This is a genomic window from Haloechinothrix salitolerans (assembly GCF_042662605.1).
Taxonomy (GTDB): domain Bacteria; phylum Actinomycetota; class Actinomycetes; order Mycobacteriales; family Pseudonocardiaceae; genus Haloechinothrix_A; species Haloechinothrix_A salitolerans.
On sequence record NZ_JBHSXX010000001.1, the window covers coordinates 2,721,715 to 2,733,524 of the forward strand.

At 66.3% G+C, this 11,810-nt stretch carries 12 protein-coding genes; 6 read left to right on the plus strand and 6 right to left on the minus strand.

The annotated features are described in order from the left end of the window. Positions 1 to 30: 30 nt before the first annotated feature. The 3 genes from ACFQGD_RS12870 to ACFQGD_RS12880 all read right to left on the minus strand — a co-directional run bounded on the left by ACFQGD_RS12870 (position 31) and on the right by ACFQGD_RS12880 (position 2,134). The gene (locus tag ACFQGD_RS12870; protein WP_345404446.1) at positions 31 to 873 is read right to left on the minus strand and encodes an aldo/keto reductase; all 843 of its coding nucleotides are present in this window, start codon (positions 871 to 873) and stop codon (positions 31 to 33) included. A 43-nt stretch (positions 874 to 916) separates the two neighbouring features. After that, positions 917 to 1,183, minus strand: a complete 267-nt coding sequence (locus ACFQGD_RS12875; RefSeq protein WP_345404449.1) for a putative acetyltransferase — start codon at positions 1,181 to 1,183, stop codon at positions 917 to 919. A gap of 93 nt (positions 1,184 to 1,276) precedes the next feature. Then, positions 1,277 to 2,134 (minus strand): formate/nitrite transporter family protein, encoded by an 858-nt coding sequence (locus ACFQGD_RS12880; RefSeq protein ID WP_345404452.1) that lies wholly within the window; start codon positions 2,132 to 2,134, stop codon positions 1,277 to 1,279. A 251-nt stretch (positions 2,135 to 2,385) separates the two neighbouring features. Between ACFQGD_RS12880 and cynS the strand changes: the two genes are divergently transcribed. From cynS to ACFQGD_RS12910, 6 genes are all read left to right on the plus strand, one after another. Then, a complete protein-coding gene (gene cynS, locus ACFQGD_RS12885; protein WP_345404455.1) occupies positions 2,386 to 2,832 on the plus strand; it encodes a cyanase in 447 nt (148 codons plus the stop codon). A gap of 97 nt (positions 2,833 to 2,929) precedes the next feature. Then, positions 2,930 to 4,135 carry a cytochrome P450 gene (locus ACFQGD_RS12890; protein WP_345404458.1) on the plus strand — a complete coding sequence of 402 codons (1,206 nt, stop codon included), beginning with the start codon at positions 2,930 to 2,932 and terminating at the stop codon, positions 4,133 to 4,135. Positions 4,136 to 4,152: 17 nt separating this feature from the next. Further along, positions 4,153 to 4,359 carry a ferredoxin gene (locus ACFQGD_RS12895; protein ID WP_345404461.1) on the plus strand — a complete coding sequence of 69 codons (207 nt, stop codon included), beginning with the start codon at positions 4,153 to 4,155 and terminating at the stop codon, positions 4,357 to 4,359. A 135-nt stretch (positions 4,360 to 4,494) separates the two neighbouring features. Beyond that, positions 4,495 to 5,769: a glycosyltransferase family 4 protein gene (locus ACFQGD_RS12900; protein WP_345404464.1), complete on the plus strand. Its 1,275-nt coding sequence runs from the start codon at positions 4,495 to 4,497 to the stop codon at positions 5,767 to 5,769. Beyond that, complete coding sequence (locus ACFQGD_RS12905; RefSeq protein ID WP_345404467.1) at positions 5,742 to 6,488, plus strand: class I SAM-dependent methyltransferase; 747 nt, start codon at positions 5,742 to 5,744, stop codon at positions 6,486 to 6,488. The genes ACFQGD_RS12900 and ACFQGD_RS12905 overlap by 28 nt, the downstream gene beginning before the upstream one ends. An 82-nt stretch (positions 6,489 to 6,570) precedes the next feature. After that, positions 6,571 to 7,593, plus strand: a complete 1,023-nt coding sequence (locus ACFQGD_RS12910; protein WP_345404470.1) for a prenyltransferase — start codon at positions 6,571 to 6,573, stop codon at positions 7,591 to 7,593. Between the two features lie 352 nt (positions 7,594 to 7,945). Here ACFQGD_RS12910 and ACFQGD_RS12915 read toward each other — a convergent pair whose 3' ends face one another. The 3 genes from ACFQGD_RS12915 to ACFQGD_RS12925 form a co-directional block, all read right to left on the minus strand. Then, positions 7,946 to 8,404, minus strand: coding sequence for an IS30 family transposase (locus ACFQGD_RS12915; protein WP_390183516.1), 459 nt, complete (start codon positions 8,402 to 8,404; stop codon positions 7,946 to 7,948). 75 nt (positions 8,405 to 8,479) lie between these two features. Next, positions 8,480 to 10,243, minus strand: coding sequence for a group II intron reverse transcriptase/maturase (gene ltrA, locus ACFQGD_RS12920; RefSeq protein WP_345404473.1), 1,764 nt, complete (start codon positions 10,241 to 10,243; stop codon positions 8,480 to 8,482). A gap of 612 nt (positions 10,244 to 10,855) precedes the next feature. After that, the gene (locus ACFQGD_RS12925; RefSeq protein WP_345404476.1) at positions 10,856 to 11,719 is read right to left on the minus strand and encodes an IS30 family transposase; all 864 of its coding nucleotides are present in this window, start codon (positions 11,717 to 11,719) and stop codon (positions 10,856 to 10,858) included. Positions 11,720 to 11,810 lie beyond the last annotated feature (91 nt).

Sequence of the window (11,810 nt, forward strand, 5' to 3'; positions counted from 1 at the left end):
AGCTCCATCCGGAGGCTGTGCGAGCGAGCGTTACATCTCCTCGTGAACGTTGGGGTCGCCGCCGAACAGCCTGCCGTCACGACGTGCGAGCCCACTGATGGCGGCCATCTGCTGCTCGCTGAGTTCGAACTCAAAGACGTCCAGGTTTTCGCGTTGGCGTTCCGGGTTGGCGGACTTCGGCAGCGGGAGCGCGCCGAGTTGCAGCTGCCAGCGCAGGATCACCTGACTGGGGCCGACGCCGTGTGCCTCGGCGGCGTCGGTGACGGGCCGCTGGTCGAACGGGGCGCTGCGCTTGCCGAGCGGGCTCCACGACTCGGTCTGGATGCCGAGGTTGGCGTGGACCGCGCGCGTCTCGGCCTGCGGGAAGTACGGGTGGAGTTCGATCTGGTTGACGGCGGGCGTGACACCGGAGTCGCGGATGATGTCGTCGAGGTGCTGCTCGGTGAAGTTGCTGACGCCGATGGAGCGCACCAGGTCGCGTTCGCGGAGGTCGATGAGTGCCCGCCATGCCTCGCGGTATTTGCCGACGCTCGGGTTCGGCCAGTGGATCAGCACGAGGTCGATGTAGTCGAGCCCGAGTCGGCGCAGGGAGTCCTCCACGGAGCGGGTGGCGTGGTCGTACTCGTGGTGTCTGCCGGGGATTTTGGTGGTGATCGCGATGTTCTCACGGGCGATCCCCGACTGCCGAACGGCTTGGCCGACTTCTTCTTCGTTGCCATAGTTCACGGCGGTGTCGAGCAGGCGGTAGCCGTTCTCGATGGCGCTGACTATGGCTTTCGTGCCCTCGTCGCCGGTGAGCGGGTAGGTGCCGAAGCCGATCTGGGGAAGCTGGTTGCCGTCGTTGAGGGTGTAGTGCGGAATCGCGGAAGCCATGCCCCCAACGTATCGATGTGGACGCCTTGTCGCTTCGCACGGGCTACATGCGGGGACGCCTGCGCGGAGGGGCCTGCGGCACGACCTTTCCCGCGACCAGGACGTCGGCGTCGAACTCGACGAGCTGATCGTCTCGCCGTCGGACGGCGATGACACTGTTGTCCCAGCGTTCCAGAATGCCCACGACGTCGGTGAACTTCCCGTCGTCAGTGCGGCGCCGCAAGGACACCCGCTGCCCGACGTCTTCCGGCGTGACGGACACGGTGAGGCGGAATCCGGCGCGCGGGTGTGGCTGCTGGTCGTCGGGCATGGGTTGATTATCGACCATGCCGACGGTTGGGGAGTGGCCCGGGAACGACGCCTTCTCGTACGCGGTGTGGGAAGGCGTCGTTCCCGTGTGGTGTCAGCCAGCCACGGTGGCCGGTTCCCGCTCTTCCTCTGCGCTCTCGACGCCGTTCGACCTGGAAGGGCCGGTGCGGGCGTGGGTCGCATACACGGTGAGGCCCACGAAGGTCAGACCGCCGACGATGTTGCCGACGATGGTGGGGATCTCGTTCCAGACCAAGTAGTCGCCGATGGAGAAGTCGCCGCCGAGCATCAGACCGGACGGGAATAGGAACATGTTCACGATTGAGTGCTCGAAGCCCATGTAGAAGAACACCAGGATCGGCATCCACATGGCAATGACTTTGCCGGACACCGATGTCGACATCATCGCAGCGACGACACCGGTGGAGACCATCCAGTTGCACAACACACCACGGATGAATAGTGTCAGCATGCCCGCGGCGCCGTGCTCGGCGTAGCCGATCGTGCGGCTCTCACCGATCGTGCCGAGTGCCTGGCCGACCTCGTTCGGCGGCACGGAGAACGCAAAGGTGACGATGATAGCCATCATCAACGCGACGGTGAGTGCGCCCGCGAAGTTGCCGATGAAGACCAGGCCCCAGTTGCGCAGCAGTGCCTTCACGCTCACCCCGGGTCGCTTGTCGATCCACGCCAGCGGAACCAGTGTGAATACGCCGGTCAGCAGGTCGAACCCGAGCAGATAGAGCATGCAGAATCCGACCGGGAACAACAGCGCGCCGACGATCGGCTGACCCGTCTGCACGGTGACCGTCACCGCGAACGCCGCCGCGAGCGCGAGAATGGCACCAGCCATGTAGGCGCGGATCACGGTATCGCGTGTCGACATGAGTGCCTTGGACTCACCGGCGTCGATCATCTTCTTGGCGAACTCTGGTGGGTTCAGATAGGACATGCGGTCCCTCTTTCGCTCGGGTGCAGGGGTGTGCGGGCGCGGCGGCACCCGGGAGGCGTGCTGCGCCGTTGGTTGAGTCTGCTCGGTGAATGTGTCCTCCGTGTGACGTCTGGAACGGCGACCCGTCACAGGAGGCTCATCGGGCCGCCGTGGCGTTAAGAGTCTGTGTCGACGGCTTGTGGCGTCTGGAGTCTCCTGCCCTGGTCGGTGAGGCTGTGCGTGTACGCACCGATTCGTGAGGAGCCCCGCCGATGACCCCGATCATGAGCAAGTCCGACGCCGCCGACCTGGTGATCGCCGCCCGGATGCGATGCGGCCTGACCTGGGCCGAGATCGCCCACAAGCTCGGCGCCGTCGTGTGGACGACGGCGGCGTTGCTCGGCCAACACCCGCTGACGTACGAGCAGGCCCAACGGGTGTGCCAGCTGCTCGAGCTGGATGGCTTGGTTGCCGAAAGCCTGCAGTTGCAGCCGTCCCGAGGCACCGACTCGGCGGCGATGTCCGATCCCACGATCTACCGGTTCATCGAGGCGCTGGCTGTCTACGGCCCGGCGCTGAAGGAGCTCATCCACGAGGAATTCGGCGACGGCATCATGAGCGCCATCAACTTCAAGGTCGATATCGCTCGCCGCCCTGATCCGGATGGCGACCGCGTCGTCGTCACGTTCGACGGGAAGTTCCTCGACTACCGGTGGTGAGGGCTGCTCTGGACACTGTTCTGGACACCTGTTTACATATAGGCAGAACGTGTTATACCGTGACGGCACAGATGGCGTCGACCACGGGCGAGGTGCGATGAGTACGGCAAGTGTCACGCTGCATGATCCAGACGTCTACGAGCAGGGTGTACCGCACGCGTTCTTCGCGGAGCTGCGGCGCATCGAGCCGGTGTACTGGCAGCCGGAAGACCCGCCAGGGCGCGGGTTCTGGGCGGTGACCCGTTACGACGACGTGGTCGCCGTCTCCCGCGACGCGCAGACGTTCTCCTCCTACGCCGGTACCGCGATGCTGTCCGATTTCGACGACGACGTCGTCGAGTTGCAGCGCGCGATGATGGTGAACATGGACCCGCCGGATCACACCCGGCTGCGCAACCTGGTCAACCGCGGGTTCACGCCGCGGATGGTCGGGAAGCTGGAGCAGGGGATTCGCGACATCTGCCACGGCCTCGTCGACGAGATCGCCGAGCGGCGCCAAGTGGACTTCGTGCACGACATCGCGGCGCAGTTGCCACTTGCGGTCATCGCCGAACTGATGGGTGTTCCCGATACGGACCGAGAGAAACTCTACGACTGGTCGAACCGGATGATCGGCTTCGATGATCCCGAGTTCCAGGTCGAGGGATCCGACGGCGCGGTGGCCGCGAGCGAGATTTTCGCCTACGCCAACGAGCTCGCCGACCGTCGTCGCGCCGAACCGCGCGACGACATCGTCACCAAGCTGATCCAGCCCGACGCCAACGGCGATGTCCTGCAAGATCTCGAGTTCAACATGTTCTTCGTACTGCTGATCGTCGCGGGCAACGAGACCACCCGCAACGCGGCATCTGGCGGGATGCTTGCCTTCCTAGAACATCCCGAGCAGTGGCGCAAGCTACGGGAGAACCGGGAACTGGTGCCAACCGCGGTGGAGGAGGTCTTGCGCTGGGTCAGTCCGGTGATGGACTTCCGCCGCACCGCGACCCGCGACGCCGTCATCGGCGGACAGGACATCGCGGAAGGCGACAAGCTGGTGCTGTTCTACCCGTCGGCGAATCGGGACGAGGATGTGTTCGACAACCCGGACGTCTTCGACATCACCCGTGACCCGAACCCGCACATCTCCTTCGGTGGTGGCGGGCCGCACTTCTGTCTCGGCGCCCACCTGGCGCGGCTGGAACTGCGGACCCTGTTCGAGACGTTGGCCGACCGGGTTCCCGACCTGCGGCTTGCTGGGCCTGCCCGCAGGTTGCGGTCGAATTTCATCAACGGCATCAAGGAAATGCCCGTCCGGCTGTGGTAACCGGCAGGGAGGACACCATGCGAGTCATCGTGGACTACGATGCCTGCGAGGCCAACGGGCTGTGTGAGGGATACGCCCCCGACGTCTTCCAGCTGGACGACGAGGACCAGCTGCACGTGCTGGCGCAGCCGGGCGTGGACGCCGCTGAGCGGGTGCGCCAAGCCGTCAGGGCGTGCCCGAAGGTGGCCCTGTCGCTGGCCGAATTCGCTGACGAGGCTGGCTGAGAGGGCAGCGGCTCGGTGTCGGTGCCGAGGTCACGCCTGTCGGCCGCGGAGAGGGTCAGGGCTGGTTGAAGGGCCATGCTAGGCTGATCGTCCGTAACGAGAACATGTTCTCATTTTTGTCCTGTGAGGTGATCCGTGCGGGTAGCGCTGCTGTCCTATCGCAGTGAGCCGCATTGCGGTGGGCAGGGTGTCTACGTACGGCACCTCAGCCGCGGGCTCGCGGAGCTCGGCCACGAGGTCGAGGTGTTCTCCGGCCAACCGTATCCGGTGCTCGACTCACGGGTCCGGCTCACCAAGGTGCCGAGCCTCGACCTGTACCGGCAGCCGGATCCATTCCGCACGCCCCGGCACAGCGAGATCCGCGACGCCACCGACCTGCTGGAACTCGCCACGATGTGGACCGCCGGATTCCCCGAGCCGCGGACGTTCAGCCGCCGCGTCGCGAAACTGCTGCACGCGCGAGCGGACGAGTTCGACCTCGTGCACGACAACCAGTCGCTCGGCAACGCCCTGCTGTCGCTGCAGCGCGCGGGCATCCCACTGGTCGCGACCGTGCATCACCCGATCACGCGCGACCGCACCACCGACCTCGCCGCCGCGACCGGCTGGCGCCAGCTGACACTACGCCGCTGGTATGGCTTCGTCCGCATGCAGGCCCGTGTCGCCAGGCAATTGCCTGAGCTGCTCACCGTGTCCGGCTGCTCGGCCGACGACATCAGTGACGACTTCGCGGTGCCGCGCGACAAGATCCGGGTGGTGCCGCTCGGTGTAGACACCGCCGTGTTCCGTCCGCCCGAGCGGCCTCGCGTTCCCGGCCGCATCGTCGCCGTGGCCAGCGCCGATGTCCCGTTGAAGGGCGTGCGCCACCTCCTGGAAGCCGTCGCCAAGCTCCGCACCGAGCGCGACGTCGAATTGACCCTGGTCACCCGGCTGATCTCCGGCGGACCTACCGAGCGGCTGATTTCGGAGCTGGCCATCGGCGACATCGTGCATACCGTTAGCGGCGTCTCCGACGCCGAGTTGGCCGGGCTGCTCGCCTCTGCCGAGGTCGCGTGTGTGCCGTCGCTGTATGAGGGGTTCTCGCTACCCACCGTGGAGGCGATGGCCTGCGGCACGCCGCTGGTGGTGAGCAGGGCGGGTGCGCTGCCCGAGGTGGTCGGTGCCGACGGCGAGTGCGCTGACCTGGTGCCCGCGGGCGACACCGAGTCGCTTGCCCGTACCGTCGCCGCACAGCTTGACGACCCCGAGCGGCGTGCGCGGATGGGCGCGGCGGGTAGGCAGCGGGTGCTGCGCTACTACAGCTGGACGTCGGTCGCCGCGGCAACGGCCGAGTGCTACGCGGAGGCGATCGAGCGCATGAAGACTGCTTGCAGGTCCGAATCATGGGCGACGAAAGGAACGAGATGTTGACCGTGGATTTCGACCGGCTCTGCATTGGGCCGGGACGTTCGGTGCTCGACGTCGGTTGTGGCGCTGGGCGGCACGCGTTCGAGGCCTACCGCAGAGGCGCCGACGTCGTGGCGTTCGACCATGATGCCACCGAGCTGGAGGGCGTCGCCGCCATGTTCGCTGGGATGGCCGAGGAAGGGGACGCTTCCGCCGAGGCGACCACGACAACGAAGGTCGGCGACGCGCTCGACCTGCCGTTCCCGGATGATTCGTTCGACGTCGTCATCGCCTCCGAGGTGCTGGAACACATCGTCGAGGACGAGAAGGCCATGTGGGAGCTGGCGCGGGTGGTCAAACCGGGCGGTTCAGTCGCTGTCACCGTGCCCAGGTGGCTGCCCGAGCGGATCTGTTGGGCGCTGTCGGATGCCTATCACGAGGTCGAGGGCGGGCACGTGCGGATTTACCGCGCCAGCGAGCTCACCGACCGGTTGCGGGCCGCAGGGCTGCGTCCGCTGGGAACGGACTATGCGCACGCGCTGCACGCGCCGTACTGGTGGCTCAAGTGCGCCGTCGGGGTTGATCGGGAGGACCATCCGCTGACGAAGGCATATCACCGAATGTTGGTGTGGGACATGCTGCGTGCGCCGTGGTTGACCCACACCGCCGAGCGGCTGCTCGACCCGCTGATCGGCAAGAGCGTCGTGGTGTATCTGGACAAGCCGGAGGGCGCGGTTGCGTAGCGTGCGGCGCCACGCCGTCCCCGCTGTGCCTGGAGTGTTGTCGGCCGACGATGTTTTGCGTAGCGCTCGTGCCATTGCGGCGGTGCAGGAGCCTTCTGGGGCGATCCCGTGGTTCGCGGGTGGGCACGTCGATCCGTGGGACCATGTCGAGTCCGCGATGGCGTTGTCCGCAGCGGGGCTGTGGGCAGAGGCGGAGGCGGCGTATGCGTGGTCCCAGCGTACGCAGCGTGCGGATGGCTCGTGGCCGCTGCAGCTCCGGGACGGCCAGGTTGAGGACGCAGGTGCCGACACGAACTTCTGCGCCTACATCGCGGTCGGCGTGTGGCATCACTACCGCGTCACCGGCGATGAGGCGTTCGCCGCGCTGATGTGGCCGACGGTGCGCAGAGCGTTGGACTTCGTGCTGGAGTTGCAGACCGCGCGGGGTGAGATCGGCTGGGCGAAGGGCGCCAGCGGTGAGGTGTGCTGGGAAGCGCTGCTATCCGGCTGCGCGAGCATCCACCAGAGCCTGCGCTGCGGCTTAGCGTTAGCCGGCGTGGTGGGGGAGTCGCAGCCGGAGTGGGAGATCGCGCTCGGCCAGCTTGCACATGTGTTGGCAGTGCATCCCGAGGCGTTCGCGGAGAAGACGCGGTATTCGATGGACTGGTACTACCCGGTGCTCGGCGGTGCGGTCCGGGGTGAGGCTGGTCGTGAGCGGATCGAGTATCGGTGGGACGACTTCATCGTCGACGGGCTCGGCGCGCGCTGTGTGGATGACCATCCGTGGGTGACTGGGGCGGAGACGTGCGAGCTGGTGCTCGCACTGGACGCGCTGGGGGAGTGGGAGCGTGCACTGGAGCAGTTCGCCGCGATGCAGCACCTGCGGGAGGAGGAGGACAGTTCCTACTGGACCGGGCTGGTATTCGCGGACGGCAAGCGCTGGCCGGAAGAGCGCACGACATGGACGGCCGCTGCGGTGATTCTCGCGGCGGATGCGTTATCGCGCACTACGCCAGGGAATGGGATTTTTCGGGCCGAGGGATTGCCTTCCGGACTGGCGGTGGATCGGCATGCGTGCGGGTGTTCTCCCACTGTGAGACGACTGGCGAGCCGGTCTGACCGCTGACGCGGTTCAGAATGCGCTTCAAGGGCGCCCGGCGGCCCGCGCTAACGTGCCTGCTGTGAAAAGGACGACTCCTTCAGGCAACGAGACGAACCGCAGAGACCACCAGCCGCTGTGCGCTGCCGGAGTCAAGCGCCCGTGAACAGGCTGACGTTCGCTGAGTTCAAGGAGCGCCTTGCCCATCACGTTCGGCTGCGAACTCGCGTGATCGACCTGCAGCGGCGGGCGTCCGTCTTCTCGCAGCGCAGGGAAACGGACTCGCTCGGACGTATCCGAACCCGTTACTGACGATTGACGATACCGCCCTGTCGACGGCACGTGAATCTTGACCCCCATGCGGCATGGTGGGTTCTAGTTATCGTCGCAACACGGGCGGACTGGCGGAGCCTAGCAGGGCGGTGAACAGTTGTGCGGGCGATCGGTCCTGCAGGATGACTCGTGGGCGATTGTTGAGTTCCTCCTCGACGGCCAGCAGATGCTTCGACGAATGGCGTGCCAGGTCGGTGCCTTTCGGGAAATAGTCGCGTAGCAACCCGTTGGCGTTCTCGTTCGAGCCGCGTTGCCACGGTGATCGGGAATCGCAAAAGTAGATCGGTGCGCCGAGGGACTCGGTGATCGTTAGGTGGCGGGCCATCTCGGTGCCCTGGTCCCAGGTGATCGAGCGCAGCAGCTCTGGCGCCAGGTCAGCCATGCGCGCCGTCAACGCCGCATGGAGTGTGTCGCCGTCCCACTGCGGCAGGTGCAGTAGCCGGACCATCCTGGTCTGCCGTTCGACGAGTGTGCCGATCGCCGACAGGTGATGTTTGCCGACGATGAGTCGGGTAGGACCGGCGGGTTGCCCCGCCGGTCCCCCCTGAGAACTGCCCGTGCGGCTTTCACCGCAGGCAGCTCAAGCAAGCCGCGAGGGCGGTTCCGGTTGTGGTGGCGGGCTGCTGCGTTGGCGGGCGCGGAGCGATCGCCTGCAGTGAGCGTGCACGAGGCGGGTGTGATCACCGTCCGGTGAGCCTGGTTTGCCGTGGTGGGTGAGATAGTCGGCGTTGATCGCCTTGCGGGTGATCTGCAGCCACCATCGTTCCCACTCGTGGGGTGACTGGGGTGGTTGTGCGACGCTCAGCAGTTCGTCCCCGCAGAGCGGGCAGTGGCCGTCCTGCTTGGCGAGCAGGCGCAGCGTGTACCCGTCCAGCGGGGGCGGGACGCGGCGTCGCCGCGTGGCCCAGTACTCGGCCAGGGTCGGGTCGTCCGGAGACGCCTCGCCTTTAACCAGGGTGTGGCGGACGATGTCGGTCCAGGCGAGTTTGGGTAGGTAGGCGCCGCTGGCGGCGTCGCCGAACACCCAGTGATCGTTCCTGAACTTGTTGTATTTGCCGAAGTAGCGCTCCACGATCCACTTCTTCGGCTTGTTGGCGTGGCGGCGGGTGGCCCATTTATAGAGCAGCACCCACAGGTAGTTGTCCAGGGCCTTGAAGGTCTTGGACGACACCACGCCCCGGTAGTAGGCCGCCCAGCCCCGGGTGATCGGGGTGAGCGTGGCGAGTACCGCCGCCGCGTTGGATCCGCGCAGTGCGCGCATCTCGGTGCGGAGCCGTTCCCGGATTCGCTGGATCGCCGCTGTCGAGGGTTTGATCAGCAACGTGCCGTTGTAGCGGCGGACGTTGAACCCGAGGAAGTCAAACCCGTCCCGTCCAACATGGACGATGCGGGTCTTGTCTTCGTTGAAGACCAACCCTCGGGGCGCTAGCCATTCGGCCAGTCTGGCCTGGATCTGCTCGGCTTGCCGTTGGCTGTGGCAGAGCGCGACCAGATCGTCGGCGTATCTGATCACCACGGGTGAGCCCGCCACGGTGTCGCCGGCCTGCCGACCGGCGGTGATGTAGCGAACCCCTGCGGCGTGTTCCAGCCCGTGCAGCGCGATGTTCAGCAGCAAGGGGCTGATCACGCCGCCCTGGGGAGTTCCCTCTCCGGTCGGCGCGAACCCTGTGCCTGCCTCGATGATCCCAGCTTTGAGCCACCCTCGGATCATGTCCCTGGCGGGGAACGATCCGAGTGCCTCGAGCAGCTGGGAATGATCGATGGTGTCGAACGCCGCGGCCAGGTCCGCGTCCAGCGCCCATACCCGCTTGGCCCGCGGGCCTTTGCAGGTGTTGTAAATCGCGCCGATCGCGTCGTGGCAGCTGCGCCCCGGCCGGAACCCGTAGGATCGGGGTTCGAACCGGGCTTCCCACTCCGGTTCCAGCGCGGCGCGCACCCTGCCCTGATGACAGCGATCCGCGATCACAGGAATTCCGAGTGGCCGCAACTTCGCACGGCTACCCGCCTTGGGTATGTGCACTCGCTTGACCGGTCGGGATCGCCACGATCGAGCCTCGCGGTGCACTCGCACCGCCAGCTCCATCCTGGCCTCGGAGGTCAACGCGACCTCCCCGTCGACCCCGGCCGTCGCGCGACCCGTGTTGCGCTGCGTAGCTTGCCGCACGCTGATCAGCGTGTTGCTCCAGCTGCGCAGCATCAACTTCTGCAGGTTCCTGACCGTGGCCAGGTCCCCGCCCTTAACCGCCGTGAAGATCCGCTGCCGTAACCGCCGTACGTTGTCCTCGTGGCGACGCCAATCGAGAGCGTCCCAGTCGAGGGTCGCGCCCTCAGGTCCGTTCACCATCAGGTGTCCAACGTGTCCTTCGGTACCGGCGGCACCAAGCCGCATCACTTCACCAGCTCACCTGCCCACGTCAGCGCCCCTTTCGGGACCCGGACACTCGGTCCGATATCCGGCCAGTTCACCACGACGACGGCTTGGAGGAACCGCCGGGCGTCGTGATTTCCTGTCGGCTTTCGCCCACCGGCGTTGGCTTCTTGGGCATCCTGTTCCCGCCAGAGACTTCCGCCTCCCTCACGGTCGGCCTACCAACACCCACACAACCAGGATGTTGGACTCTGTCGGGGTTTCCGTGTTCCGCACGCGCGAGACACGACCGGGGTGGGTGCCTTCTTTACTCCGGGGCGGCGGTGTCGTCCCGGCCACCGTGACCTCGATGAGCGGCGCCTGCCGCTTCTCAGCGGCCAGCCCTGTTCCCCGCTGCAGCGTCCCATCACGCGGGGACTGGGATTACGAAGCATACGAAGATTCACTCGCGTTCACCCGTCCGGTCTTCCCCTTGCCCGTAGCCCCCGGATGGGACGAGAGCCCTTCAGCGTTTCCCCTGGGCTTCGCACCCCACGGTCACCCGTGACGCACGCCAGGGCGGGGACGGTCCCTCGACACTGGACCGGGTTACACCTTCACCACATGAACCTCCAAACGATGTAACCACTCACCACGTGCGACTTTCCACGTCGCACGATCGCCTTCCCAATGGCCGGCTTCGGAGCGGTCTTCGGGCTGGAACGGGCGTTGGTGGATAGTGAGCATCGGCTGCTGGAACCGCGGCCGACGCCGGTCACGGCGCTGGTGAGCCCGCCGGTGATCGCGGCCAGTGCGCAGCGGTGAACGATGCTGAGGAGCCAACGTCGACGGCCGCATCAGCGTGGAGCCTGGCTGGTAGACAGCCTGATAGACGCTCTCGTGACACAGCCACATCCCCGGCTGGTCGGGGAACTGGCGGCGCAGATGACGGCTGATCTGCTGCGGACTCCACCGCTGCGCGAGCAACTCCGCAAGCAGTTGCCGCAGCTGGCCGTTGCTCTCGACCCGGCGCAGCGGCCGGCGCGCTCGACGGGCGGTCGCCCGCCGGTGAGCGTCGAACGGGCGATAGCCACGACCCGTCATCGAGTTGCGGCGCAACTCTCGGCTGATCGTCGATGGCACCCGTCCCAGTCGCGCGGCGATCTGCCGGACGCTAACTCCTGCATGGTGCAGGTCGGCGATCTCGATCCGCTCATCCTGTGACAGGAACCGGCCGCTGATCTGCCGCACAGCGAGTCGTTCCAACGGCGGGACGAACCCCGCCGGCTTGCCGTGGCGGTAGGTCTTATACCCCCGCGTCCAGTTGTTCCCCGTGGTCCGAGAAACCCCAACCTCCCGCGCGGCCGCGAGAATGCTCCACCCCCTCTCCCGCAACTCCATGAACCGCTGACGCTTGGCCGACTGCGGACGCCGCCCCGGCCCCTTCCTCACACGACGAGATGACGACAACACAACCCCAAATGATCTCGGAAGTGTTGCGACCGCCGCTAGAAACCACCGACTGTGCGAGGGGCCAGTTTTGACTGGTCGTTATAGCGTTGTC

Excerpts from the sequence above, each read along its gene's own strand:
- ACFQGD_RS12870 (WP_345404446.1), bottom strand. The coding sequence starts at position 873 with ATGGCTTCCGCGATTCCGCACTACACCCTCAACGACGGCAACCAGCTT.
- ACFQGD_RS12875 (WP_345404449.1), bottom strand. The coding sequence starts at position 1,183 with ATGCCCGACGACCAGCAGCCACACCCGCGCGCCGGATTCCGCCTCACC.
- ACFQGD_RS12880 (WP_345404452.1), bottom strand. The coding sequence starts at position 2,134 with ATGTCCTATCTGAACCCACCAGAGTTCGCCAAGAAGATGATCGACGCC.
- cynS (WP_345404455.1), top strand. The coding sequence starts at position 2,386 with ATGACCCCGATCATGAGCAAGTCCGACGCCGCCGACCTGGTGATCGCC.
- ACFQGD_RS12890 (WP_345404458.1), top strand. The coding sequence starts at position 2,930 with ATGAGTACGGCAAGTGTCACGCTGCATGATCCAGACGTCTACGAGCAG.
- ACFQGD_RS12895 (WP_345404461.1), top strand. The coding sequence starts at position 4,153 with ATGCGAGTCATCGTGGACTACGATGCCTGCGAGGCCAACGGGCTGTGT.
- ACFQGD_RS12905 (WP_345404467.1), top strand. The coding sequence starts at position 5,742 with ATGGGCGACGAAAGGAACGAGATGTTGACCGTGGATTTCGACCGGCTC.
- ltrA (WP_345404473.1), bottom strand. The coding sequence starts at position 10,243 with ATGGTGAACGGACCTGAGGGCGCGACCCTCGACTGGGACGCTCTCGAT.